This is a genomic window from Chryseobacterium sp. FH1, assembly GCF_000735135.1.
Lineage (GTDB): Bacteria > Bacteroidota > Bacteroidia > Flavobacteriales > Weeksellaceae > Epilithonimonas.
On record NZ_JPLZ01000006.1, the window covers coordinates 603450 to 629773 of the forward strand.

31 protein-coding genes are annotated in these 26324 nt (G+C 37.3%); 15 read left to right on the forward strand and 16 right to left on the reverse strand.

The window, feature by feature from the left end:
- Positions 1-66: 66 nt before the first annotated feature.
- On the reverse strand, positions 67-1134 hold the full coding sequence (locus IO90_RS09760; RefSeq protein ID WP_034965995.1) for a serine hydrolase domain-containing protein: 1068 nt from the start codon (positions 1132-1134) through the stop codon (positions 67-69).
- A 202-nt stretch (positions 1135-1336) separates the two neighbouring features.
- On the opposite strand from IO90_RS09760, the gene IO90_RS09765 reads away from it, so the two are divergent.
- Together IO90_RS09765 and IO90_RS09770 are read left to right on the forward strand one after the other, a co-directional pair.
- Complete coding sequence (locus tag IO90_RS09765) at positions 1337-1573, forward strand: hypothetical protein (RefSeq protein WP_034965996.1); 237 nt, start codon at positions 1337-1339, stop codon at positions 1571-1573.
- 15 nt (positions 1574-1588) lie between these two features.
- The gene (locus IO90_RS09770) at positions 1589-1918 is read left to right on the forward strand and encodes a hypothetical protein (protein WP_034965997.1); all 330 of its coding nucleotides are present in this window, start codon (positions 1589-1591) and stop codon (positions 1916-1918) included.
- A gap of 96 nt (positions 1919-2014) precedes the next feature.
- Here the strand turns inward: IO90_RS09770 and IO90_RS09775 are convergent, their stop codons facing one another.
- Positions 2015-2629: an FMN-dependent NADH-azoreductase gene (locus IO90_RS09775; protein WP_034965999.1), complete on the reverse strand. Its 615-nt coding sequence runs from the start codon at positions 2627-2629 to the stop codon at positions 2015-2017.
- Positions 2630-2720: 91 nt separating this feature from the next.
- Between IO90_RS09775 and IO90_RS09780 the strand changes: the two genes are divergently transcribed.
- Complete coding sequence (locus tag IO90_RS09780) at positions 2721-3089, forward strand: winged helix-turn-helix transcriptional regulator (RefSeq protein WP_034966000.1); 369 nt, start codon at positions 2721-2723, stop codon at positions 3087-3089.
- Here the strand turns inward: IO90_RS09780 and IO90_RS18755 are convergent.
- The gene (locus IO90_RS18755) at positions 3055-3336 is read right to left on the reverse strand and encodes a cation transporter (RefSeq protein WP_081871798.1); all 282 of its coding nucleotides are present in this window, start codon (positions 3334-3336) and stop codon (positions 3055-3057) included. The genes IO90_RS09780 and IO90_RS18755 overlap by 35 nt on opposite strands.
- An 80-nt stretch (positions 3337-3416) precedes the next feature.
- Positions 3417-3794, reverse strand: a complete 378-nt coding sequence (locus tag IO90_RS09785) for a winged helix-turn-helix transcriptional regulator (RefSeq protein ID WP_034966001.1) — start codon at positions 3792-3794, stop codon at positions 3417-3419.
- 103 nt (positions 3795-3897) lie between these two features.
- Between IO90_RS09785 and IO90_RS09790 the strand changes: the two genes are divergently transcribed.
- Positions 3898-4527: a nitroreductase family protein gene (locus IO90_RS09790; RefSeq protein WP_034966002.1), complete on the forward strand. Its 630-nt coding sequence runs from the start codon at positions 3898-3900 to the stop codon at positions 4525-4527.
- 218 nt (positions 4528-4745) lie between these two features.
- Here the strand turns inward: IO90_RS09790 and IO90_RS09795 are convergent, their stop codons facing one another.
- Positions 4746-5075, reverse strand: a complete 330-nt coding sequence (locus IO90_RS09795) for a winged helix-turn-helix transcriptional regulator (RefSeq protein ID WP_034968868.1) — start codon at positions 5073-5075, stop codon at positions 4746-4748.
- Positions 5076-5194: 119 nt separating this feature from the next.
- Between IO90_RS09795 and IO90_RS09800 the strand changes: the two genes are divergently transcribed.
- A complete protein-coding gene (locus IO90_RS09800) occupies positions 5195-5968 on the forward strand; it encodes an SDR family oxidoreductase (RefSeq protein ID WP_034966004.1) in 774 nt (257 codons plus the stop codon).
- A gap of 273 nt (positions 5969-6241) precedes the next feature.
- Here the strand turns inward: IO90_RS09800 and IO90_RS09805 are convergent, their stop codons facing one another.
- From IO90_RS09805 to IO90_RS18765, 10 genes are all read right to left on the reverse strand, one after another.
- Positions 6242-9412, reverse strand: coding sequence for an ABC transporter permease/M1 family aminopeptidase (locus IO90_RS09805; RefSeq protein ID WP_034966006.1), 3171 nt, complete (start codon positions 9410-9412; stop codon positions 6242-6244).
- A gap of 2 nt (positions 9413-9414) precedes the next feature.
- Complete coding sequence (locus IO90_RS09810) at positions 9415-10287, reverse strand: ABC transporter ATP-binding protein (RefSeq protein ID WP_034968871.1); 873 nt, start codon at positions 10285-10287, stop codon at positions 9415-9417.
- A gap of 123 nt (positions 10288-10410) precedes the next feature.
- On the reverse strand, positions 10411-10617 hold the full coding sequence (locus IO90_RS09815; RefSeq protein WP_034966009.1) for a helix-turn-helix domain-containing protein: 207 nt from the start codon (positions 10615-10617) through the stop codon (positions 10411-10413).
- Between the two features lie 2 nt (positions 10618-10619).
- The gene (locus tag IO90_RS09820) at positions 10620-11135 is read right to left on the reverse strand and encodes a DUF2975 domain-containing protein (protein ID WP_034966011.1); all 516 of its coding nucleotides are present in this window, start codon (positions 11133-11135) and stop codon (positions 10620-10622) included.
- A 263-nt stretch (positions 11136-11398) separates the two neighbouring features.
- On the reverse strand, positions 11399-11896 hold the full coding sequence (locus IO90_RS19095; RefSeq protein WP_034966013.1) for a 2'-5' RNA ligase family protein: 498 nt from the start codon (positions 11894-11896) through the stop codon (positions 11399-11401).
- A 67-nt stretch (positions 11897-11963) separates the two neighbouring features.
- Positions 11964-12317, reverse strand: a complete 354-nt coding sequence (locus IO90_RS09830; RefSeq protein WP_034966015.1) for a glyoxalase/bleomycin resistance/extradiol dioxygenase family protein — start codon at positions 12315-12317, stop codon at positions 11964-11966.
- A 156-nt stretch (positions 12318-12473) separates the two neighbouring features.
- Complete coding sequence (locus IO90_RS09835) at positions 12474-12911, reverse strand: Crp/Fnr family transcriptional regulator (protein ID WP_034966016.1); 438 nt, start codon at positions 12909-12911, stop codon at positions 12474-12476.
- 208 nt (positions 12912-13119) lie between these two features.
- Positions 13120-13371 carry a hypothetical protein gene (locus IO90_RS09840; protein ID WP_034966018.1) on the reverse strand — a complete coding sequence of 84 codons (252 nt, stop codon included), beginning with the start codon at positions 13369-13371 and terminating at the stop codon, positions 13120-13122.
- Positions 13372-13562: 191 nt separating this feature from the next.
- Positions 13563-15905, reverse strand: a complete 2343-nt coding sequence (locus tag IO90_RS09845; RefSeq protein ID WP_034966020.1) for an outer membrane beta-barrel family protein — start codon at positions 15903-15905, stop codon at positions 13563-13565.
- Between the two features lie 93 nt (positions 15906-15998).
- Positions 15999-16202, reverse strand: coding sequence for a hypothetical protein (locus tag IO90_RS18765; RefSeq protein ID WP_081871800.1), 204 nt, complete (start codon positions 16200-16202; stop codon positions 15999-16001).
- Positions 16203-17086: 884 nt separating this feature from the next.
- On the opposite strand from IO90_RS18765, the gene IO90_RS09850 reads away from it, so the two are divergent.
- The 3 genes from IO90_RS09850 to IO90_RS09860 are packed head-to-tail and all read left to right on the forward strand — an operon-like array spanning position 17087 to position 18985.
- Complete coding sequence (locus tag IO90_RS09850) at positions 17087-17668, forward strand: hypothetical protein (RefSeq protein ID WP_131450853.1); 582 nt, start codon at positions 17087-17089, stop codon at positions 17666-17668.
- 2 nt (positions 17669-17670) lie between these two features.
- Positions 17671-18336 (forward strand): hypothetical protein, encoded by a 666-nt coding sequence (locus tag IO90_RS09855; protein WP_034966025.1) that lies wholly within the window; start codon positions 17671-17673, stop codon positions 18334-18336.
- Between the two features lies 1 nt (position 18337).
- Entirely contained in the window at positions 18338-18985 is a 648-nt protein-coding gene (locus IO90_RS09860) for a hypothetical protein (protein ID WP_034966027.1), read from the forward strand.
- A gap of 312 nt (positions 18986-19297) precedes the next feature.
- On the opposite strand, the gene IO90_RS09865 is transcribed toward IO90_RS09860, so the two are convergent.
- The gene (locus IO90_RS09865; RefSeq protein WP_034966029.1) at positions 19298-19690 is read right to left on the reverse strand and encodes a serine hydrolase domain-containing protein; all 393 of its coding nucleotides are present in this window, start codon (positions 19688-19690) and stop codon (positions 19298-19300) included.
- A 944-nt stretch (positions 19691-20634) separates the two neighbouring features.
- On the opposite strand from IO90_RS09865, the gene IO90_RS09875 reads away from it, so the two are divergent.
- From IO90_RS09875 to IO90_RS09905, 7 genes are all read left to right on the forward strand, one after another.
- A complete protein-coding gene (locus IO90_RS09875; RefSeq protein ID WP_034966033.1) occupies positions 20635-21039 on the forward strand; it encodes a hypothetical protein in 405 nt (134 codons plus the stop codon).
- Between the two features lie 64 nt (positions 21040-21103).
- Complete coding sequence (locus IO90_RS09880) at positions 21104-22852, forward strand: tetratricopeptide repeat-containing sensor histidine kinase (protein ID WP_034966035.1); 1749 nt, start codon at positions 21104-21106, stop codon at positions 22850-22852.
- Positions 22839-23579 (forward strand): LytR/AlgR family response regulator transcription factor, encoded by a 741-nt coding sequence (locus IO90_RS09885; RefSeq protein ID WP_034966037.1) that lies wholly within the window; start codon positions 22839-22841, stop codon positions 23577-23579. The genes IO90_RS09880 and IO90_RS09885 overlap by 14 nt, the downstream gene beginning before the upstream one ends.
- A gap of 323 nt (positions 23580-23902) precedes the next feature.
- Positions 23903-24259: a hypothetical protein gene (locus IO90_RS09890; RefSeq protein ID WP_034966038.1), complete on the forward strand. Its 357-nt coding sequence runs from the start codon at positions 23903-23905 to the stop codon at positions 24257-24259.
- Between the two features lie 93 nt (positions 24260-24352).
- Positions 24353-25039, forward strand: coding sequence for a DUF2589 domain-containing protein (locus tag IO90_RS09895; protein WP_034966040.1), 687 nt, complete (start codon positions 24353-24355; stop codon positions 25037-25039).
- Positions 25040-25112: 73 nt separating this feature from the next.
- Positions 25113-25643 carry a DUF2589 domain-containing protein gene (locus IO90_RS09900; protein WP_034966042.1) on the forward strand — a complete coding sequence of 177 codons (531 nt, stop codon included), beginning with the start codon at positions 25113-25115 and terminating at the stop codon, positions 25641-25643.
- Between the two features lie 209 nt (positions 25644-25852).
- A complete protein-coding gene (locus IO90_RS09905; protein WP_034966044.1) occupies positions 25853-26314 on the forward strand; it encodes a DUF2589 domain-containing protein in 462 nt (153 codons plus the stop codon).
- Positions 26315-26324: the final 10 nt, after the last annotated feature.

A 26324-nucleotide genomic window follows, 5' to 3' on the forward strand; every position in this document is an offset into this window, starting at 1 on the left:
AAATATTTTTAATTTCATCTTTAATCGTCAATTGTCTGCTTCGTACAAAAAATTCTGTCATATGAATTATTTTTTTAGATTTTCAAGAGCCAGTTTAGCCATATCTTTTACCAACTGAGTGGGAGAGTTGCAGTCACAATTGCTGAATCCAAGCACATAAATATCTTCACTTGGAATATAAACAGCCATCGATTTGAATCCGAAAATACTTCCGCCGTGTTCACGGGTTGGGATGCCGTTGATGTTCTTCAAATGCCAACCGTAGCCGTATTCTATCTCCTGACCGTCATTGAGTTTGTACTTGGTAAAAGCTTTTGTTTCTTCTTTAGAACTTAATAATAGATTTTGATTTAAAGCATTCTGCCATTTGAGCATATCGTCCAAAGTAGACATCAATGAACCTGAAGAAAAAGGAACGCTGAAATTAATGACTGTTTTATTCACGTAACCGGTACTTTTCTTGTGGTAGCCAAATGCTCTGTTTTTGATAATTTTTCTGTCACTGGCATAATAAGAATTCGTCATCCCGGCTTTCTCAAATATATTCTTCTTTATAAAATCTTCATATGTTTCACCTGATACCAACTCAATGATATAACCCAGAACGACATATCCTGAATTATTATATTCGAATTTTTCTCCGGGAGCGAAATCGCCTGGTTCATTTTTAAAGAGGTCAACCATCTGTTTTGGCGTCATTTCCTTTTGAGCAATGTCCTGCAAGACCTTCATTTTCGTAAAATCCTTGATACCTGAAGTGTGGGTCAGAAGATGATGGATGGTGATCTTATCTCCGTTAGGATATGAGGGAATGTATGTGGAGATCGGATCACTGACCTTTAATTTTCCTTTTTCTTCAAGCATTAAAATAGCAATCGCTGTAAACTGTTTGGTCATCGAACCGATCTGAAATACACTATTTGTATTCAGTTTGGCGTCCAATTCCAGATTGGCCATTCCGAAGGCTTTTTCATAGACGGGTTTCCCTTTTTTGGCAATAAGGAAAACGCCGCCCGGTCCGTTGTTATCCTTAAATTCTGATTGGATCAGACTGTCGATTTTTCGATTCAGACCCTGAGCATTCGAACAGACAGAAGACAAAACAATAGAGCATAATAAAAATAATCTTTGCATAGTGGTGTGATTTTATGCAAAGATATATCTATTAATTAATACTATGCAATACAAAGTAGTATTTTTAATGTTAAATTTCCCTTTTTTCTGTTAAAAATAAGAAAGTATGGAAACCTTTAATGACCTGACCTTGTCCGAATCATTCATTGCGATAAAACCGGTTACTGTCACAGCCATCGTCCACACAGTCGATGAAACATAATTGGAAAGGCTGGCTGACAAACTTTTTCATTTACCGCACGATTATGGTGCAGGATTGCACACCACTGCTGAAAAGCTTTCCCACGAAAGATCGAACTCAAGGGCTCTGCTCATCGATGAGGTGAAAAAAGATGTGACGAGGCAGTTTTCAGAACAGGTGGAAACCTTGGAAAAGCAGTTAAAGAAGAAAAACGAGGCGTTCACCGAAGCCCAGAAAATATACAAGGAACAAAGTTAAGCACATAACAAAACCTTGTCAGAAGAGTTTCTGAAACTTCAGGTGACATCCTGGAAACAGTTGGAAGATCTTCAGAAGAATTTTCAGGAGCAGCAAAAACAGCGACAGGCTGAAATGGAGAGCTACAAAAAAGAGATCGCTGTTCTGCATGAGAAGAATGTACAGTCTTCTATCAATGAAAAGACGTCGTCTTTGCAGGTCAATCTGGAAACGTTGAAGCAGGAAAATTTCAGATTGAATCAGGAGGTTCAAAATAGCAAAACTGACTATGTGAAAGATCATTATCGCATTTTTTCTGGCACTCGTCATTGGATTTGTGTTGGCAAAGCTTGTATAATGAAATAAATTAGAGTGTTTTTAGTCTTAATTTGCTCTTATTTTCTGGTGTTAATAGGAATTAGTTTCAACCAAAAAAACAAAATATAGCCTGAACTAAACACATTATAATTGATCATCGATCACAACGCTTTCAATAGCTTTTAACATAGCATTCTCAGATCCAAAAATTGCTTGCCCTTCTACACGAAAAACATTGACGACCTCTATTCCCAGAAGGTTCAGAAAAAAACGAACGTAATTTGTAGTAAAATCGTAAGATCCCAATTCACCTTCAGAATAGATTCCGCCGGATGAGGTAACAATGCATGCTTTTTTCTCTTTTAGCAAACCCTTTGGCAACAGGCCTTCACCAGTATATTGAAAAGTTAGTTTAGCTCGTGCTATCTGATCGAAGTATGCCTTTAACGTACTGGGAATATTCCAATTGTACATAGGAGCCTCGATCACAATAATGTCAGCTTTTAAGAGATCTTCAATTGCCCGGTCTGACCGCACTAAAGATTGTTGATGTGCTTTTGTCTGAATTTCTGCAGGTGTAAAAAATGCTTCAATGTGGTCTTCATCCAAATGTGCTATTGTATTTAGTGCAAGGTCATATTCAGTTATCTGTAAATCAGAATATTTTTCTTTTATCTTTTCAACCACTATCCGACCCAATTTTCTGCTTGCAGAATTCTTAGTTTTCGGACTTGACATAATGTGCAATAACTGTCTCATGTAAATATTTATATATCCGCAAATTTATTCTATATTTACTATTGTTTTAATAGTAGTATATAAAAGGATAGTAGTAATATTTGGGATAGTTATGAAAGGAATTGACAAAAAGCGGGCTTTTACAAAAATTGAATGTGCAGACAATCTTTCAGCAGTTGAAGATGCGATCTATGTATTGGGAGGCAAATGGAAACTTAGGATCATAGTTGCTTTGGTAAGTGGTTATCATCGATTTAATGAGATCCAGCGTGCTGTAAAGGGAATCACTCCAAGAGTCTTGTCAAATGAACTGAAAGTACTGGAACTTAACGGGCTGGTAAAGAGAAAGGTTGATTCGGAAAATTATCCGATTTTGGTCGAATATGTACCGACTGACTATGCGGAAACACTAAAAGAGTTGGTGTCCATGTTGGGCAGTTGGGGAGTCAATCATAAAAAACGGATAACGTCGGAGATTTAAAGTTTAAATTTTTGCAGATCCCATATGTATTATTTATTCCGGCTGGATTATAACAAAATGAACCAATGGAGGATGATATCATCTGCAGGTTTTTTGCTCCTTTCAATCCATACAGCAATAACAGCTGGTATGTGGTATCAATAGTGGAGTGGATTCCCTCAGAGATCATAGAAGAGCCGTTGGTGATTGCCCCGGCAATAAACTGAGTCAATGTGATCAGCAGGTTGGCGACTAGTGCACTGTAAATTGATTTACGGGTATTGGCCCTTTATGGAATTAGGATTTTAGATAGGAGAATTATCGACTCTCCAGAGTATATGGATCATTTTACAATTTGCTGTCCATTTTTCTCTTCATTCCTGAAATAATGCGTTCTCTATGAATGAATCCCCAATCTGATATGGTGCTTGTGAGCTGTTTTAGTGATTCTCCGTACTCGGTTATTTGATATTCCACAGCAACAGGCGCCGTATTTAGGACCTGACGGTTGATCAGTTCATTAATTTCAAGATCTTTCAACTCACGGCTGAGCATCTTTCCGGAAATGCCTTTGACCTCTTTCAGCAATTCGGAGTACCGCATCGGCCTATAGCACAGACATGCAATAATGGACATCTTCCATTTCCCGCTCAAAATTTCCATTGTATCACTGATTGCCAGTATCTTTTGACTGCAATCCTTTACCAGATCAAATTCTTGTTCCATACCATTCACTTGGTTACCCGTTTGTCACTATAACTTTTTGTCACTTGGTTACAAATATACACATTGAATGGATAAATTTGCCCATTAAATTTATAGATAAAAAATGGAATTAATCAAAAATCTAAAATGGCGTTATGCTGTCAAGAAATACTCCGAGGAGAAGGTCAGCGAAGAAAAGGTCGATCAAATTGTTGAAGCTATCAATCTTACCGCTTCATCTTGCGGAATACAGCCCTATCGACTATTTGTCATCACAAATCCCGAAATCAGAAAAAGATTGGGAGAAGGGTCATTCAATGCACAGATCCATGCTTCTTCTCATTTACTGGTCTTTGCCGGATTCAATGAAATAAGCAGCGATTATATCGTCGACTATATTGAGATGATGGAACAGCAACGAAATTTGGAAAACGGAGCATTGAACGTCTTGAAGGATACATTGGTCGACTATTTCTCTGTCCAGACACCCGATCAAAATGTGATATGGTCAGACAAACAAGCATATATCGGTTTGGGTACCGCCCTCATCGCTGCTGCAGAGTTAAAGGTGGATGCAACGCCTATGGAAGGCTTCGACCCAAAGTTATTTGATGAGGTATTAGGCTTGTCGGAAAAAGGTCTTCACGCCTCGGTGATCCTGTCATTAGGCTATCGGGATAATGAAAACGACTTCCTCGCATCGGCTCCAAAATCTCGTCTACCGATCAGTAAGTTTTCCACTAAGATCAATTGATTCTTTAAAAAAATGGTAAACATATTTAGTAACCAGGTTTTCAAGAATCACAGTAAAAATATAAGCTTCGATATTTGTCGAGGCTTATATTTTTTATCATAATAAATTACTTCCCCATAGTGTATCTTATCAATCCAATTCTTCCGGGTTTTACAGCCAGATTGCACAATTAATTCAGGTATCTAATTGATCATACAACTGAAAATTGATTGTTATTTTCAGTTATTCACATATTCAAGTCCCCATTTATAAAGCTCATTAATGATGGGTTCTAACTTTCTACCTTTAACTGTCAATGAATATTCAACTGTCGGCGGCACGGTTGCATAAGCTTTGCGATCCACAATATCATTTTCTTCCATATTCTTTAATTCCTTTACCAGCATTCTTGTACTTATCCCAGGGATCATTCTTTCCAGTTCCTTGAAACGTTTCTTGTCAGGAATTAGCGCATAAATGATGGACATTGACCATTTACCTCCAATAATGTCAAGGATCATTTGAAGCTCACATTTATTTTCAGGTTTTTTAATTTTTTCTTTTTCCATAAGAATCTGGTTTACAGCAAAAGTCACACGGAGGTTATTAGTTCACATTCGTGTAACTACTTGCAAAACTAAAGTAATGGAAATAGATTTACAACTTAATTTATAAAATACAACAAATTATGTATGATTCTTTAAAAGGAAAAGTGGCATTGGTGACCGGTGGCACAAAGGGAATAGGAAGATCCATTGCCGACAAACTTAGTTCAAGTGGGGCGATGGTCGTAACAACTGCCCGAACACAAGCAAAGGATAATCGCAACAGGCATCATTTTATCGCCGCTGATCTTACCGAGGCAGATAGCGCAGAAAAAATTGCAAAGGAGATATTGGAAAAATATGGCAGAATAGATATCATCGTTAACAATGCCGGCGCCAATTTAGGACCTGGGGGAGGTTACAGCACGTTGGAAGATGAAAACTGGTTTAATGACTGGGAACTTAATTTTATGTCGGTCGTCCGGATCAACAAAGCATTATTGCCATCTATGCTTGAACAGAAGGAGGGCGCGATCATCAACATATCCACAGGAGCTGCCAAGCAGCCGATCTGGAACATGACGATGTCCTACTCGGCGGCCAAGGCGGCACTGAATGCCTACAGCAAAGCACTGGCCAGCGAAGTAGGATCAAAAGGAATCAGAGTTAATGTGGTGTCTCCTGGAGTCATTCAAACACCATTGATGAATGAGTTTGTAGAAAATATAGCCCAGCAGTCAAGAGTCAGTTTTGAAGAGACCTTCCAAAATATCATTGATACGGTTGGCGTGCCGATCGGAAGAATGGGTGAGCCTGCTGAAGTAGCCAACATAGTTGCTTTTTTAGCATCATCCGAATCTCAATATATCACGGGAGCTAACATCTTTGTAGATGGCGGCTCTTCACCAACGGTCTGATGCGATCATATTATACGATCATATAAGAAAATAATATTCATTTGTTATTATAAACAAAAGAAGTATTGATCTGACGATCCTGTCAGATCAATACTTCTTTATTTTCCATTTGTCGACCTTTGTCCAAAAGACCAATGAACATATCATATTCAAAAAAGTTAAAAATTTTGCATGTTACTACGAAAAGTTGTTCCTTTCGCCGTAATTCGATCCGACATGGAAACCTTTACAACAATAATTTATGAAAACTTCTTGTAGATAAAGGTTTGGAAGTTATTTTGATCTGAATAAAACGTCGACTTTTCGTTTAACCGCTTCATTAGGACTCACCTTATAAAACTCTTTTATTAAGTCCAAAGTGGTGGGCTTCTTAGGATATTGATTATGTAAAAGAAAATTTTTAAGGGCTTTGTTTACCTGATCTTCACCGATTGTTTCACTCAATTTAACCATCACCGCAGCGCCTCTAGAATATGATATGTGCGTTTTGTCTCCCGTAACTTTATAGAGTGGCTGAATCTCAGATAGACCTTTTTCGTTGTCATAGATCTGTTGGTGCATCTTTATTCTCTCCATCATTTTTTCTCTTCCGTGCATCTTTTTGTAAAGCATCATTTCGGTGTACATGGCCATAGTTTCTGTCAGCATTACTGCGCCTTCTCTTTCATCGGGGTCGATCTGGCTGTTTCCCCACCAGAGATGTGATAGCTCGTGCCCCGCAAGCTCATTGACCACGTCCTGATTCTGATCCGAGTTGATATGTGCGTGAAACAGCATATCTTCTGTCATAAAGATCGATGAAGGATAAGCGGTAGCTGCAAAACCTTTCGTGAAGGAAGAAACTTCTGCAAAGTTGATGGTCTTGAAAGGATATTTTCCAAAATTTTGTGTGCAGTAATCTAAAGTCAGTTTCGCATTTTCAATCAGATGATTCACATTTTCCGGATGTTTTTGATTATAATAGATGTTGATCGCTATTCCTTTGTAGACGGCGGTCTTTACCTGATATTTTGCGGAAGAAACAGCGAAACGAAACGGAATGTTTTCAGCTTTGTACCGGAAATAGGTTCTGTTATTTCTAACATAATGTTGTATTAGATCTCCAGTTCCTACAGCAGTCTGATCTCTTTCTGTGGAAACGAGCATGTCCAAATTAATGAAATCCTTCTTGAAAACTTCCGGAGCTTCCAACTTTTTTAATTCCGATTGTTTTCCCAATTTAAATTCAGTCCGTTTTCCTTCATTTTCAATTTCATTAGTAGCTTGATAACCGAACGTTGGGAAATACCGGCTGATTCTCATAAAAGACCCGTTTTCGATGATTGAATTAAATGAATCGTGACCATTCACGGCAGACCAATGATAAGAAATTTTAAAATCAAGGCTGGCTGTTTCTCCAGGCTGTAAGGGCTTTTTTAAATAAATTTCGGTGACTTCCTCATCGATCTTTTTTGATATAGAATGTTTAATTAACAAGGCTGATTCTATTTTTAAATCAGGATGAAAATTAATTAAAATCTTATGAATTGGCTTGTCAGTTTGATTGACCAATTGATAAGTCCCGTTGATCTTATAAGAATTGTCAGACGGATAAAGTTCAATGTCTGTGTTTATGTCTGTGATTGTTGGCTGTGCAAGATTTTCATAGTGCTTGAAATTCTTTTCATATTGTGCTGACCGTACTAATTTTTCATCTTCATTTTTTGAAATAAAGCCTTTCATATAGAGATTTCCAGTAAAAACTCCAATTGATAATAAAATGACTGTGAAGATGATTGGTTTGATATTCCATCTTTTAGTTTTGACCCATTCAATGATCAACCATAAAAAAGCAATCAGGCCTAGTCCGAATAACAGTCTTTCTGCAAAAGCCGATGCATAGATTCCGTATCCGTTGAAATCACTGTAAACGCCTTTGTAATCTGAGAAAATTCTCAATAATGGATAAGAAATGATCTTCTTTGAAACTGGTCCGGCGAACATAAAACCTGCTAGAACGGAAACTCCTAAAGCGATAAACCGATTTTTGATATTATCATTGATCAACAACATAAAAGCTGAGAAAAGAATCAGAGGAAAAGTATTGAAAAGAACTGTTCCGAGATACGCATTCCAGTTGATATGAAAATAGTTGTAAATAAACTGAAATATCAATCCTTCCAAAATTAGAATCGCTGTAAGAAAGATCAATAAAATACTGATGGAAATAAAATGTCCGCTCAATTTTCTTTTAGAAAAATAGGTGCTTTTTTCAATCAGTGAGAATCCCGATGAATGGCTTCTCCAATAGAGATCGTTGATGAAATAGATAACGATCAGCATTCCAAACAAATGAAAATTTTCCGAAATAGTGGTCGACATCAATCCTGAGCTTGCATATTTCTGGGGAAGACGGATTCCTTTTTCGATCTCGGCATACATTTCCATCCCTACAAAAAATAAAAGCAATATAGAAACGGCTATAATAGTGATACTTTTAAAAAGATAAATGAGGTCGATTTTCGCAAATGACAAAACAGATCTCATCCCGGCAGAAATTCCAAATACTGATTTTGTGGTTGTAAATTGTTCCAAATTATGACTAAAAGAAACATTCACTATTTGATTTTTGTTTTTACTTTTATTTTTAGAAAATGTTGACAAAGAAAACAATCTGTAAGTCAGTAATAGAAGAAGGATTGAAATAATTAGAAATACGATCCTGTTGATCAATAAATATCCCCAGAACGGAACAATGATCTCATTTTTCTGCTGAGCGGATAATATTCTTGCTTCAAAAAAATAAGATGACATTCCAAAAGGATCGATCAATGCCGACAATTGTTGTGTTTCCAATGATTGCGGTAGGCTTCCTGCCATAAACGGTGAATTCGAAAAGACCAGAATAATCATATAAAGTACATAAAGAAACAGTCCGCCGACAACGACCAGAAGCTTTTTCTTCGTATTGAACGAGATGAAAAACAAAAAGCTGCACACTATAAAACAATTGATTCCTCCGAAGATCAGAAGAGGGTAGAAGTAATGCCAAAAATGAAAATAAGGTTGGATCTCACTTCCTGTCCGCAAATTTTGTCCGATCACAAATCCGATCATCAGAAATGTAAAACTTAGAAAAGTCTGCAGAAAAAAGGTGAGAAATTTCCCTTGTAGGTAAGTTTGCTTTGAAAAAGGATAGGAAAAAATAAGAATGTCAAATTTCGAATCCTGATCTTTAAAAAGAATCTGAATGGCAAAAATGATCGCAAAAAAGATAATGACCAAACTCAGCAATCCGGTCATAAAACCAATGGTGTAAGGCGAATTGAGATAAATTCCTTCTCCAACCGTAAAATTGAACTGGTATCCGCAGAAAATGCCGATCAATACTAAAATTACGGCAACAAGGTATGCTGGCCAACGTTTTACAAGACGTCTGCCCTCGAATAAAAATAAAGCATTCATAATTAAGGTTTTTGAGTGAGCGTATTAAAATAAACGTGCTCCAAAGAAGGTTTTACTGAAGAAAAATCTTGAAGCCCCTGTTCCGAAAATGCAGTGATATGTAATTCTCTTTCTATCAATTGTTGACTGATGATCGTGTAGTTGGATTGATAAGATCCCAACTCCTCTTTTCCGATAGGTCTTGACCAGATCTTGTTTTCCAGTTCGGCAATCAACTCGTTTGGATTTCCCTGCCTAAGAAGCTTTCCCTTATTGATAACCGCAACTTCTGAACAGAGATTCCGCACATCTTCAACCAGATGGGTCGAAAGAACAACGATCACGTCATTGCTGATATCATTCAGTAAAGAATTGAACCGGTTTCGTTCTTCAGGATCCAAACCGGCGGTCGGTTCATCCACGATTATGATCTTTGGGTTTCCCAATAAAGCCTGTGCAACGCCGAAACGCTGTCTCATTCCTCCGGAAAAGGTATGGACTTCCTTATTTCTAAAATCAGAGAGATTTACTTTTTCAAGCAAGTTCAATATCTGCTTTTTCCGCTCGGAACTGTCTGTGATTCCTTTCAATATGGCGATATGTTGCAAAAGATCGTAGGCCGATACTTTGGGATAAACGCCGAAATCCTGGGGAAGAAATCCGAGATTTTGTTTGATATGATCCGGATTTTCAGAAACATCGACTCCGTTGAAGATGATAGTTCCAGATGTGGGTTTCTGCAGACCTACGATGGTTTTCATCAAAGATGATTTTCCAGCGCCATTGGGTCCCAATAGACCGAACATTCCGTTTTCTATTTCCAAGGAAATATTTTTAATGGCCTGAAAACCATTTTTGTAGATAAGGTTTAGATCGTTGATGTATAAGGTATTCATAGGATTGATTTTAGGGTATAGAAATCCTGGCAACGTTTCCATTGCTTTCGAAATTATGTGTGAAAATTTTTTACGGTAAAACTTTACGACCTAAAGTCGCAAACACTTTTTTGAGATATTGGATTATTCCTCTTTATACTCTAGGATGTCTCCCGGCTGACATTCCAAAGCTTTACAGATAGCTTCCAGCGTATCAAAACGCACACCTTTTGCCTTTCCTGTTTTAAGAACAGAGAGGTTAACGGTGCTGATTCCCAGTTTCTCTGCCAATTCTTTACTCTGCATTTTTCGTTTGGCAAGCATAACGTCTAAGTTGATGATAATTGGCATTTTTATATAAATAGATCTTGTTCGTTTTGCAAATGTAATCCCTGTTTAAAAATATTAGCGAGGAAAAAACAGAAAATTCCTAACATAAAGTGGATGAAGACCAATCCCCAGATCACAGACTCAACTTCCACAAAAAAACTTGCTATAATGACAATAGGGAGAGGAAAGAAAATATTATAAATGTAAAATCTTTTTAACTGCATTATATTTTCTTCTGTAAATAATTTTGTCTGGCAAAATACCTTAAACACTTTAGCAGATAACCAAAAAAAGATTCCATATGTGCATAAAACCAATAAGAATGAGAGAATAATATATGGGTAATTGTTCTCAATGATCAGGAATGACTGTTCCGTAAAAGGATAATTGATGTGCAGATATAGATTTTCCTTATATGGTGTAACAGCAAAACCGGTTGAAAGGCAAAATACCGAATAGATGAATGTAAGGAGATAGCCCGCTGATAACAAAATGCACAGATAGTACAGGATCTTTGATATGTTCTTACTCTGATTCATAGGATAATCAATTAATTTGTTAATGCAAATATATAATTAATTATCGTAAAACATTAATTAATTAAAATAATTATGAGTTTATTTATTGAGGTTTTCAAAATTTAGGTTCACTTGGAATGATCTATTTTCTGATAATTTTCCGATTTAACGGGTAACCAAATCATTTTCTAATCGTTTCTTAAAGCGTTATTCTGTTTTATCAAAAAAATCAGTTTTTAAGTGTAAGATATTACCAAGTCAATGATTAATTCAATTTATATAACTTACATTTGGAATGTTTCCAATAGTTCCCATTCATTATCATCTGTCTGCTGTATCAGCGAAAATTCTTTGAAAAGGATGGATTCGGGAATTTTTATTTTTTTGATCTCATCAAATATCTCATCTGTGCAAGTAGAATTGCGTGGATGCATTAACGTGATGTGAGGATATGGAAAAGTAAGCGGTATATTACAGTCTTTGAGAATTGCTTGACGTAAATAGTGGTATTGATGATTGTCATGTTTTGCACTTATCATTACACCTTTTTGGTTCGAAAATCTCATCAATTGATCAAAGTTGATCCTGATGGAATCCAAATCAAGCTGGCTGATATTAATTTTGATCTTCGCTAGATCTTCAATTTCGTCTTCACGACAAAGTGTAACGTGAGATCTGATCAGTTTATACTGATCAGGATTGTATTTTCTCCTGATCGTTTCAATTTCTGTTGAATAATGATCATCCAAAAAAAGTGTCAATTGCCTTCTTATCTTATTCATTTTTTCTGCTGTCTTACAATTTTGCTATTGTCTTATAAAATCATAACAATTGCGGGGCAATATTCATTTATAATAATGCCTGTCCAAAGGTGATCAGATTGTTATCAGGATCCAGCAAAGAAAATTCTTTTTGTCCCCATGGTTTTTCACTCAAATCTCCAGCCGGATGTATTTTAATATCTATTTCACAGCAAGTTTTATAGATCAGATCTACGTCGTAGCATCTGATGTAGATCTGTCCATAATTTTGGTCTGGTGAAAGATCTTTGAATTCAAAAAAGTGAATCTCCATATTATCTTTTTTCATCATCAGATAGCCTACAAAATCATTTGCAGAAGCTTCAAATCCTAATTGAATGTAATAGTTTTTGGTGGGTGCTTTACTACGCATCGGCAGTTTGGGAATTATGGTCGTCATCATATTTTTTTTCGAAAATGATGATAAATCCGCATAATAGCACTTGATTAAAATCAAATAGTGACATTCGATCTGACACGGCTCAAAGTTTCAGGTCTGATCTTAAGGTAAGAAGCGATCATTGTTAAAGGGAATCTCTGTATAAGCTTCGGTTTGGTTTTAAGCAAATGACTGTATTTTTTCAGCGGGATTCATATTTCTGTCAAAATAAGACATTTTTGATCCTATACTCAAAAGCCTATTAAATCGAAGAAATTTCTGTGATACCCTAATAAGATGATGAAGACTATCTAACGTCAATTCTAATACTTCGGAATACTCAAAGGTCTTAATAGATGCTGTTGCAGGCAATTGACTGATGAGACTTTCGTGGTCGAATGGCCATTCGTTTTCCAGATAAAGATCAGTTATGATCTCCTCTTCACAAATGTCAACATAGTATGATTGGTAAAATGACCCTTTAGCAATGAAAAATATGGATTTTGAAATATCACCTTCTCTGCTTAATGTCTCATTTTTGTCCAAATACTTTTTACAGATATTTTCATTGAATAACTGTATTTCAACATCAGAAAAATCTGCAAATTCTTTCAGCATTTTTGGATAATTTTAATATTACCAAATATAGAAAAGATTAATGCTTTTGTCTCAGCTTTTTAATCATTTCTTTCGCATTATTATTCTGAAGATGCAGTTTTAATGGTCTGTTCATAATTTTCAACTTCCAGATATGTTTCTCCCAAAGTAGCAATGACGTGTCCAAATCTTGATTCCATTTAAGCTATCCGTGCATTTGGACTACTATTTAATGTAATCTCCTCATAGTTACTTCCTGCTTGATCTTTCCATAATTGAAAATATGGGCAATGATTATTGGAATAAACGCCATCGGAATCAATGTATAGTAACCTGGTCCGATTGTAAATGTAAAATAATTACAACCAATTACAAGGAGGGCGAAAAAAATCATAAAACCGATAAAATGTGTTTTTGCTCTTTTAAGTGTTCTTAAAAGTTCATCATTGGATAATTTAGAAAGGTTGTCTGAATTTTTCATTCTGTGATATATGATCACATACTGCAACTTGAAGACCAAAGATATAACGAAATAATCTTTCTATGGATCGTTAAAACCTAATCAATAGGAATTGATTGCGATTGATTGATTGATTGATTGATGATAGGTGTAGCCGACTTCCTACAGGAAATGCAATTTATTCTCAAAAGATATGATGCAAATAAAAATTTTTAATTCGCCCGGTTCTTTTCCTCAAATCTCACATTTCGACCCTGTGCCTTTACTGTTTTATTTCCAAAACTGTAAGTCAACGAAACGGTCAGGTTTTGCCCATCATAATAGTTGTTGAATGTATGTGTGGAATTCTGGTAGTAGATCTCCCCGTGACTCTTCGCCTGACGAAAAATATCAGAAACGTAGACATTCATCTGAAGATCTTTGTTCATCAGATTTAATTTCACGCCGGAGGTGAGATTTCCGACAAAGTAAGAATAGACATTTCCAATGTTTGACGGCAGGCGGAACCAGTAGTTCATGAAGAACTGGATTGTCTTGTCCTTTTTCAAGGCAAAACTATTCTGGAGGTTGAAGGTCGTGCTGTTTCCTTTTCTGGAAGCAGCATCGGTCGCATAGACCTGGGTTTCCATATGTGAGAGGTCACCGGAGTAGTTGACTTCCCAGAAATTGAACAAGGTGTCGGAAAAGCTCAGTGAAATTCCCGTACTGTTCTTGTTGAAAAAATTATAGAAATTGCTGGTCTTGTTCTCTCCGTCCAAAACTACGATCTGGCTGAAAGCATCCAACTCCCTCTGAAAGTATGCAGAGACGGAAAGCTTGCCCCTATACAGATAAGAAAGTTCAAAATTATGATTGATGGAGGGATTTAATGCCGGGTTTCCGGAATAGTAGGAATTTATGTTCGTGTACCAGCGGAAAGGATTGATGGCTCGAAAACCCGGGCGGTTGATCCTTTTTGAGTAATTGATGTTAAAAGTGTTGTTATCATCGGCTTTGTATGACAGATAGGCGGTTGGAAAAAATTTACCGTAGGAATTTTCGGTATTCTGTCCTGTGGAAGCCGATTCGCCGCTTACGGTAGAATATTCATATCTCAGGCCTGCTTTTAATGTCCATCTTTCAGCAAATTGCCTTTCCATGCTGATGTACGTAGCATAATTCTTTTCCTTGTAGTTGAAAAGATCGCTTCGCAACGGATCTGTGACATAGGTTCCATTGATCAGATCCTGGTATCTGATGTCGGAATTGTTGTCGAAGGTGGTGAACTTGACTCCGGCCTCCGTCCTTGCAGATCCAAACGGAAGCGTAAGATCGGCCTGACCTGAATATATTCTGTAGTTCAGTTCAGACGGTGTCTTTACGACCGAAGAGTTACCAGAATTGCCGATCGTTGTGAAATCGATATTGCTTGAGGGCGTATTGGAGAAGTAATTTCCCGTAACGCTCAGTTTGTTGTCCCGCTTTCCGAATTTCAGGTCGTAGTAGGCGCTTATGGTACTGTTCTTATTTTTTGTGCGATGCTCTGCGTAGGTGGACAGGGTATTGGTGTAACTTTCACTATCAAAATAATCCGAAGTGTTCGTGATGTCCATCCCTGAGTTTCCGAGTCCTTGATCGTAGACCAGTCCAACACTTGATCTTTTATTGAGTTCATAGTCCAGACTATAATTAAGGCCTCCGCCGCTCCAGAAATCTCTCCTGTCATCTGAACTTGCCATTCCGTCTGAGCCAATGATCTTATAGTTCTCATACGAATGTTTCTGACTGTCGTATTGTCTAAGCTTCAGTGATGACCTCAGTTTTCCACCTTGATAATTGACCGTTGCGGAATTGGAAAACCCGGCATATGTGGTCTGAAAGAGACTGGTCGTCAGACTTCCGTTCCAGCCCATGTTCTGGTTTTTCTTCAGAACGATGTTGATCAGTCCGCTGTTTCCCTGGGCCTCGTATCTGGATGGTGGCGCGGTGATCACTTCTATCTTTTCGATGTTTTCCGAACGCAGGCCTTTGAGGTAATTGATGAGCTCGGTCCCGGTAAGGTTCAGCATCCTGTCATTGATCATCACTGCTACCGCGCTTTTCCCGACCATAGAGATCCCCGCGTTTTCATCAACTCTGATCTGTGGGGTGCTGTTGAGAGCTTCTATGCCGTCCATTCCCTGCGAGGCCACCGAATTGGCGACATTGAAGACCAAACGGTCCGCCTTTCTTTCGATCAATCTCTTTTTCGCCGTTACGACAACGCCATCGATCTCTCTTGCAGGCTTGCTTTCGAGAGAAAGATCGTGCTCCACGCTTCCGTTGACAGTGACGTCATCTTTTGAGACTTCGATCCCGTCGACAATGCAAACCACCTGATATATTCCATTTTCAGGAAGTTTCAAAGCATAATCCCCTTGGTCATCGGAAATTGTTGTTTGTTTGAGTTTATCTTTTACCGCAACGATCTCCACATAGGAAACCTGTTTTCCAGATCGTGTGATCTTCCCTGTTATACTTTGCGAGAGAGCCAAAAAAGGTGTGACTAAAATAATTGAAAGCAATGTCTTCTTCATGATCCTGTGAATAGTTCAATATTATGACAATCCTGAGCTATTTTTTGTTACATGCCATAGCACTACTTTTTGATGTAAGGACTGCTGCTTCGCTTAAACTTTGTGCTGGATTTTAGAATTTGGCATATGATGATTTGAGGTGTGAAGCTGGTCCAGGACCACAGATGTTCTTTCGGGACACAGGTCTCGACTGTCCAATGCGTCTTGGTACGCATCTATGGCAACTTTCTCTCCAAATACCACACTTTCCAAAGTGGATTCGTCTTTGTCAGACGAAAATGTGTTCTTAATATCGATCCACGCTCTGTAAAAGAAGTCTGATCGCTAGTGCTGTGATAAAGCTTCAGTGCCTAACAAAGATAAAGCATGATCTTTCAAATGTGCTAGATAAATGGTTTAGTGATCAAATCTACGATACTACCTTGTCATCAAAACGATCTTTATATCAATTTATAAGATCATGCCCTTACTTTGCTTGGAAAATATCCAGACAGAATGCATTATTTCTCAATGATCCTTTCGATTCGAAACTCATTTATGATAATCTAATCTGTTTGAAAATAAGAAAGTAGCGATGCTATTTTTTACTTAAATGTATTCAAGGCTGGTCATATTATACTATCCTAACCAGCCTGATCAGTGTTCGGTATCCCATACTTTGCCAATTCAACTATCTTCTCCTGTAAAATCTGCATTGTACCTTTTCCTCCCTAAGCCTTTTAGGTGCGATATGGATCTGGTAAGTATCTGGCGAAAACTCAACAGTTGCATCGGCGAAAGGTTTCTATCTTTTCAACTTCTCTTCAACAAATGACCGTGTGAAATTAGAAGGAATCAAAATTCAAATATTGAATGACAAAAGATAATGGAACTTGATAATCTCGATAACAACCATCAATCGGTAGTGACCATTCTATCATTATTAAACATGTTGACGAGAAAAATTATGATAATGTGAAAAGAACAAATGAGAATATTACATATATTTCAAATTTTATTATATTTGCAATAATTATTCTCAAATGTTGTGAGACTTGTAGTTGTTTATCGTCATTAATGAAATTTTGTATATGTCTAGAGCTTTTTTTTGTCTATTTGGTTTGGTATTGTTTCAAAATTTTAATGCACAAGTAGGAATCAATACAAGCGTCCCTACGAAAACACTGCATGTGGTGGGCGACTTGGCTGTCAGAAAGATAGTTGATGAGTCTGATAGGCCTTCAACGTATGACCGTATTCTTGTGGAAGACCAGCAGGGAAACATAGACTATATCTTGAAAAGCAACTTGTTGCCGTCGACCAATGGCACAGATGAAGCAAGCAAGGAGGCGTACAGCCAGTTGTTCAGTATGAGTACTGAAAATGGTGATCCTGCACGAATCCTGACTTGCGGGAAATTTTATTTTCTATTTGACAATGGTTCCGATTCACGTATAAAGTTCCGATTGGTCGATGATCCCGTCGAAACTGTGAATATCTTCATGAGCATGGAGCAGAACTGGTCTGGAAATGGATTCCAGTTTTTTCAGGGCAAGGCTTATAATGACCCGGCCACAGTTCCTTTCGTATTCGATTCCGCCAACTATAACATCCCTCAGGAATTTGCAGAGGCAAACGTAGCCGACTCGGAGCAGAACGTCATGCATTTCCAATATCCGAACGATCCCAACTTCTATAGACTCACAATCTATAGGGTAAGACAAAAGATAGGTGTGCCAGTTGTCAATACGTGGGACTTTGCGGCGACTTGCGAAAAATTTTAATTATGAAAAAAACAATCATTTTGCTAATTGTGCTTAGTGGCATGTCAGCGTTTTCCCAGACACAAAATGTGGGAATCAATACAGATAATCCAGAGAGGAAGCTACATGTCAACGGAGATCTCAGAGTGACCTCATTACCAGACGTGACAGGGGACAACGCCTATCCGAAAATACTTTCTGTCAACAAGAACAATGGGGATGTCGATCACATCAGCACTTCGGCCTTTATGCAGTCGGATGTGAACAATGTGGAGGTCAAGCGAAATGTGTACATTTCAACCACACCAGACAATGCGAAAGAGTGCAGTTGTGGGGATATGACATTCAGGATCAACAGTAACAATACTGCGGAATTCAAATTGAATAGTACAGCGACATTTACCACAAACAATATCACGGAATTTGAACTGGACTATGGGATCAAACGGTGGACGAGTACCTATTACAACTATTTCAACGATACCGTCACTTTTACGGCAGACAATTATGCACAGTACCACATCCTAGACCCAGATGGCTTCGATTCCAATGATACTGTTCGCATCTATACGCTGATCCTTCCAAGGCAGAACAATCTGTACCGCCTTACATTATCAAGGCTGGCGAATTCTGCTGTGAATCACACCTTCAGTCTAATTTGCGAAAAATTCTATATACAGTCTTTGTAAAATGAAAAATATACTACTTCTACTGGTCTTTTCGAATTCACTGCTTACATACTCTCAAGTGGGTATCGGAACCCGTACGCCCCAAAAGACCTTGGACATCAATGGTGATCTGCGAGTGGCCGCCACTTCAGACAAGGGCTCTGATCCCCAGTATGATAAGGTGCTGGTGGCCAATGCGGATGGTACGGTCGGAGCTTGGCAAAAAGATAATGTCAAGGAACAGATCGCAAGCACGCTCATGGAAAATAAAAAAGTAGTGGTCTTTTCCAATGCACCGGACATCAATAGGACTATGGAATGTGGCAGATTTGAGTTCAGGTTCAATGTGGGGCCGGTCCCTCAGGTAAAATTGTCAACCAATCCCGCTCAGCAGACCGTGGTCTACTATAGTAGGATACACCGTGAAAACTCTGGTGCAAGCTCTTTTTACGGTAACAATACATTTTCTTCCAATCAGCCATTGACCTTCGAGACCTCTAATGACTGGCAGTCTTTGGATGATTCCTCAAATATTACAGATACGCTGAATGAGATCTATATTTCCTATCCCGGAGACAACAACCTTTACAGGCTTACCTTATTGCCTAGGACGATGCAGACCTCGCCAACGACAGTGTACTTTTATACCATGATGTGTGAGAAGTTTTGATTAAACATGATATTGTTGATAAGATGATGTTGATAGGTGCTATGGCAGGCAAGCAGCGTTCATATTTCTATTGGGACTAGCCTGATTGACACAGTGGAGGGTATTTCGCAATTTCAAGTGATCATTTTTATCGAAACTATAATCGAAACTGTGAAAAGTTCATTGACAAGCTTTCTTATCCTGTTATTCTTACTTGTCTCATTACTTTTATTGAAAATTATCAGCAATGAGTTTCGTATACCCCCCCTCTTGTTGATATTATATTCATTAATTTTGTTTATATTTACTACGTTCGTTCTTCTACAATGACATCTAACGTTTTGGGGCTTGGAGATGGCGGGCAAATAACTGGTCTACCGTGATCTTTTGCCACTCAACTGGAATATCATCCAAATATTTACTGATCGGGTCATTCAATTTGATTTTGTCTTGTTCGACCAGCTGCATTACGGCAACGCCCGTGAAAACCTTTGTGTTGGAATTGATGGGAAAGATGGTTGTATTGCTTACAGGAATATTGTCCTGCAGATTTGCAATTCCATAGGATTTGCTTAAAATAATTTTCCCATTTTGTATAACTGCCAACTGTACTCCCGGGATTTTCCTTTCCATCATTTCTCGGTTAATGATTTCATCAACACTGGGATTCGTTTGCTGTGCGGATAGCTGTAGCGCAAATAATAGCAGTAAAAAGTAGATTCTCATAATGTTGAGACAATCATAACTTACTTTTTATTACATCATAAAAAAAAGAATTTATCAATATTTATCTGTGGGCATATTTTGGAGAGATACCATTAAATTCTTTCCCTAAACTGTAGTGATTTTTTGAGATACTCCTAAACCCTGTGGACAGTATTTCAAACGTATCTCTAACAACATTCTTTTTATTTATTATTCTATCATAAGCAGATCATATTTCAAGCTACCATCATTTCTTATGAGGCTACCTGATTTTCTATAGCAAATATATTCCGTTGTCACTGTGGAAAAAAATCTTTTTGGGTATCCGGGATCGGAGATCCCAGACCCTCCGCAAAAAGATTTCAAGCTTTCATCAATGTTCTTTCTTATTGCTTTCAAGGAATTGATTGCAGTTTTCCTTGTGCCTGCCTGAATGGTTACCTGCATAGAAAAAGTCAGAAACCTCACAAGATGCAATTGCAGTTCATTGAAATTTTGATCCTTATTATTCTCTTGACAAAATCACAAGATGCAAATGGTGTATGGAATTTCTTCTGACCAAGGGATTCATAAAATCAATTTGTTCCTATTTTTGATTAGTTTCCTTTACATAGTTACTTTGAAATTTCAGAGTTTCTGTTAAAAAACATTTATCCATAGCTATCGTTTGCCTTTCAAAAGCCAGATTTGTTAAATATCTGACCTAAATATTTATCTTAATTTTTCGCAAAATAATAATTTATAAATTGATTACATTAAAGCACTTTTTTAATACACAACAATGAGGTCATTTTTCGATAAGTTATTTAAATTCACAGCTAATTTGAAAGCTTTTGGTCATCTAATCAGTCATAATTAAAAATGTTGTTTTTGTAAAAATAAATATTTACAGTTAAGGTATATTTGTTATTATGTTATTTTTATTAAATTGCAGATAACTAAATAACTTAAAACTTACATATATCATGAAAGATTCGTCAATCCCTTTTGAACTTACAATCGGCAATACTATAGAATTTAATAATAAATGTGGTGGGAATCCACTTATGCCATTGGTCCAAGCAAGTTATTCTGACTCCAACAGGGACATTATCCAAATTAGTGTTAATGTGTTCATCAATGAAAGTGTCAGATTAAGTAAGGAAAATCTTATCATCACCCAGGATTCTAATAATCAATACCTTTTTTTCATAGAGTATATAAAAGATAATAAGACAAACGCAGTACGCCGTTTCAGGAATTATAGGCTAGACTTTGAAATAAAAAACTTGAATGCGGATACTAATCACGGTGAATTGGTGATCTATTTAAAGGATGAAGATCCAACCTTATCCAGAGGGACGGTCACAACGGTACTTCATACAAGATAAGACAATATAAGCTGTGTCAACTTAAATAGATTCAGTATAATCTGTAGTTCTTCATTGATCAAGAATGAAATATTACACTCATTTAACTAATGTCATTATTAAATTCACGATCTGTCTAATATTTCCGATTGGTTCGTACAAAGCGCAAAATGTAATTGATCATCAGATTAAAATTACTGCTAGGCAATTTTCAGCAGATAAAAATTTTTGCAGAGCGGCAGGTTTTTTTTTGGACAAAGTAGATGACTCTGCATTAATATATGCAGGAAGACAGCTTGATGAAGGTCAGACAGATCCTGTCGTTAAAGATTTCTGCAATTACTTTAGAGGTGTTGCTTTTAAGGAAAAAAAGATGTTCAAAGAGTCGAAGTCTTCATTTGAGAGCATAAACCCTAATTTTATTCTTAAATTAAAAGTTGACGCTTTTTTAGGTGACATATCATTGGAACAGGGTGATTTTGTCAATGCAATTATATATTTTCAATCAGTCGTGGAATGTAATCGGTATGATCGGTATGGTATAAATGAAGACCATATTATTCATAATTTGGGCCTTTGCTACCTGCATTTGGGTCTTTATGATAAAGCTCAATATTATCTCTTTGCCAGTTTGAAATTGCAAGAAGAAAGGAAGGATACTAACGCAATCATCATTTCTTACATGGATATAGCAGGAATGTACTATGAACAATATAAAGACGATCTGGCTTTGAATTATTATAGAAAAGCATATCAGCTATCAAAAAGATCAGACAATTTTCTTATCAGGAAAAACGCGGCCATCAATATGGCCGTTGTACAAGAGAATAATAGAAATTACAAAGCATCTCTTGAATATAGGAAGGAATCAGAGGTTTGGTCAGATTCTCTAAATGATCAGAGCAGGATATGGTCTGTCGCACAGATGGAAAAACAGTTTGCCATCAAGAGTAAGCAAAGTGAGGTCGATAATCTTACAATAGTAAATAAGCTGAGAACACTGGAGAAAAATAGGATCCTATATGTCACAGTTACTTTGTTGATTATATTGATTGGAGGATTTTATTTTTATTACCAAAATCTAAAAAAAGGTAGAGTCATCATGGAGCAAAAAGAGATGTTGAGCCAATCAAATAAAACCAAAGACATGCTCTTTTCAATCGTCAGCCATGATTTGCGATCTTACTTGAACTCTTTGCATTACGGCCACCGTAAAATGCTGAATGATTATGAAAATCAGAAGTTGGAGATGCTTCATGGCCAGTTGCTAAAAAGTTCGGCGATTGTCAGTTCGACACAGAACCTTCTGAATAATCTGTTGCATTGGGCACTGGTTCAAACACAGCAATTGTATTTTCATCAAGAGATAATCAATGTCAATTCTTTGGTAAGACAAGTTGTCTACAATTACCAGCCATTATTGGATGAAAAAAATATATCATTCGAAAATAAGATATCCGTAAAAGCATTTGTCTATGCAGATCAGGAATCTTTAAAAATTATAGTGAGGAATCTGCTTGATAATGCCATCAAGTACAGCGATCCAGGAGGATTTATCAAGCTGTATGATGAAATTTTATTAGAGAAATATCACAGCATTATCATTGAAGACAAAGGAAAAGGAATGAGTGCGGAGCAGAAGAGTGAAATTTTAAACAAAAATGACAGTGATCTCACCAACAAAAGCACTCAGGAAAGAAGTACAGGTCTAGGTCTACAGCTTTGCCAGATCATGACCGAAAAAAACAAGGGAATCTTGAGAATCGAATCTGAACAGCATAAAGGAACAAAAATAATTATATCACTACTAAAAGCTAACTATGTCCAAAGTTAATGTTCTTATCGTCGAAGATTCATTAGAAGAGGGCACAATGCTTTCAGATGTTCTATTGAATAACCATTACAATGTTGTAGGTATTGCTTCCAGATACGAAGAAGCTCTGAATTATTTTTACAGTTGTAAAATTGATATTCTCATTATCGATATTTTTTTTGACGGTCATCCGGAAGGGATCAATCTTGCACAAACGATCAATGCTACCCCAAATGGCACCAGACCGTTTGTCTTTCTGACCAGTTCCTCAGATCGTCAGATCTTTGAAAAGGCAAAGCTTACAAGACCATTTAGTTACCTTTTAAAACCTTTTAACGAACTGGAGATATTATATGCCATCGAATTGGCAATAGAAAAGTTTTATGGTCAGGAAAATACTATTACTACAGAGGAAAATACTCTAATTGGCAGTGATTCCATATTTATCAAAAAAGGCAAAAACCTAAAAAAGGTTTCTATCGATGAGATCATCTATATTGAAGTGGAAGAGCGCTATTGCAATGTAGTGACCAATACCGAAAAATTTGTTGTTCAAATATCACTTACCAAAATTTTGCCCATTTTAGAAGCATACAAGTTTGTCCGTACCCACAGGAATTTCCTTGTTAATACTGACAAGATCATAGAGGTCACATTGTCTGAAAATGTGGTTCTCCTTGAAGGAAATCACAGTATAACACTTAGTGATAAATATAAAGGTTTTCTTTCCAATTATAAGATCCTCTAATTTACCAAGTCAAGAACTACTTTTTTGACTTCACTTAAATTTTCGTAACGCGGTTTCCGCATCTTATGTCATAGGTTTTCTACCTCATGACATCATTTCCCATGCACTTTACCCAAGGTTTTAATTTCACAGCAGATAAACAAAGAAGCTAGCACTTTAGTTATTGATCATTCTCCCCAAAATCTGTTGATAAGGAATAGACCCACATGTGTTTTACATGATTATCCTTGATTGATTTCCTATTGTACCAATTTAAGGAGAATGAAAAGACAGGGAAACCGAAAACTGAGATAGAGTAGGTGAAAATTATAACATTATTAATTATGGCATCAAAAATTATTTCCAAGCCATCCAGAAACCAGCCAATATATGGTTTTGACGACGTCACAAATGGTGATGAGGTCACAGTACTTGTTAAAGACATCCGCAAAAAAGTCGGAAACACGGTAATGATCTATGTCCTGTCCGGGACTCACGGTGATACAGCCGGCAACCTTGTTGGCGAAGACAACTTCTACCAGGAGGACAAATTAGGAGAATTGCAAACTGTCAAAGCAGTTAGGGTTAATCAGGATACGCCAGCGAACACTTGGAAGTCCTACTTCGACAAGAAAAGTATCTTGGTTTTGGCCTGGTGCTATAGCGACAGATGGTCAGGGTTGGCTACCTACAACAAGTAATTATTATGAGCACTGAAAAGTGTGGAGGATCTTTTAAAATCAGGGAAGCCGAAAACTGAATAGAGTAGGCACTTATTATTAAAATTAAATAAAATGAACGATCAATTATTATCGGTTGCCCAGCAATTTTCAGGGTTGCCAATTGACTCACTTATAGGAGGGCCATTATTAGCGGCAGCCAAGGCTAATGCAAATATGGCATATACACAGACACAATTTTTATTGGACACTTGTTTCAACAAGGATGCAACAAACAATAATTATTCTCCGATCATCATCAATATGGAATTACAGAATAATGTAATCGGTGCTGATGCTAATGGAAATCCTACTGTGACACCATTTACCACTGTATTCAATCTGCCAATTTTGACAATTATCCCATTGAACTCCCTAGCGGTCGACAATGTAGATATTGATTTTGAAATGGAAGTGAAATCAAGCTTTTCTGAAGACACCAAGAAAGAGGCAAGCACTGAAACAAGTGGTAACGCAGGCTTTGAAGCTAAAGCAGGCTGGGGTCCTTTTTCAGTTACAGTCCATGGAAGCGTGAGTTATGATTCTAAAGAATCTTCTTCTGACAGCACGCACTACGAAAAAAGCAACAGTGCAAAATACAGTGTTAAGGTTCATGCGGGTCAACTCCCTCTTCCAAAAGGTGTCCTGACTATTATTGATGCTTACAGCAAAAATATTACGCCGGTCCAACTGCCACCTGCGCCACAAGACAGTGGAAGTAACGGTTCAGCATCTGGAGGAAGCTCTTCGGAAACTAATTAACATATACTTCAATAAATGTTTGGAGGTCACTGCCTCCAAACATCTTTTAACCTAAACATTAACAATTAGCATCATGAGTGAACAAGATCAAAATAATCATCAGGCCGCCTTGATAGAAGATCTTTTAGCAGCTCCCTTTATCGCTGCTGCAAATGCCAATTCTAAAATGGCTCAGGAACAAGTCAAATTTTTGATGGAATCGTGTTTCGACCAAGATGGAGATTCATTCACCCCAAAAATGGTAAGCCTGACCATCAGAAGCAATGGACAGCCCCATAGTGCTGAAGATGAAGTCATAAGTTTCGAGCTGCCCATAATTACCATCATACCATTTAATTCGCTATGTGTAAAAGATATTAGTGTCAAGTTCGACATGGAGGTGGTTTCCCTGGGATCAGACCACGGTATTGAAAATAGTGATGGAAGCAAAAAAAGCATGCAGATGAGAGGCAGTGTTGCATCTTCAAGAAGCGATGACAATTCCACTCAGGCTAGAAACCAGTCTAAGATGCAGGTTGAAATAACCGGTGGCACAATACCACTACCTGTGGGACTTACCACAATTTTAAAGTTTTACTCCAATAACATTCAATTAAAATCCTAACATTATGAGTACGAACCACACGATACCGTGTCCAAAATGTCAATCTGACATAACTTTTAACGCTCAGGCATTAATTGCAGGTGCCAGTTTTGAATGCCAGACCTGCAGATCACAGATCAAAATGTCAAGCTCAAGTATGAACCAGGCAAAAGAGGTCTTCGACAAGTTCACAGACCTAAAGAATAAGATAGCTTCAAAATAATACAGATATGATAAATTTCAAAAATTTGATAGAAGCATTGAACAATGCGGTAAGCATAGCCAACGACTCTTTGATCAGTTCTCACAGCGAATTCATCGACACATATTTTGAAGAGGCTGAAGGTGGCGGTCTCAATGCAAAAAACCTGACAATCAATTACCCTGTCAAGATGCCGGACAACACCTTCAAGAATGTTCCCGTGGATACACCGATCATAACACTTATTCCTGTTTACACGTCAAAAATTGACGAGGTGAAACTTACTGCTGATCTTGATGTCACTTTAGATAAGGAAGATTTATTGGTAAGCTTTTCAAATAAGGCGGATTGTGGCAGTTTGTTCGGAAAAAAGGAAAGGTCTTCCAATGTCAAGCTTGAAATCATTTTAAGGCCAGGCGAAAATACAGAAGGCTTGAAAAATATTATTGAGGGATATGAAAAAATTCTAAGAGCCCAGATCCCAGGCTAATCGATCAAAA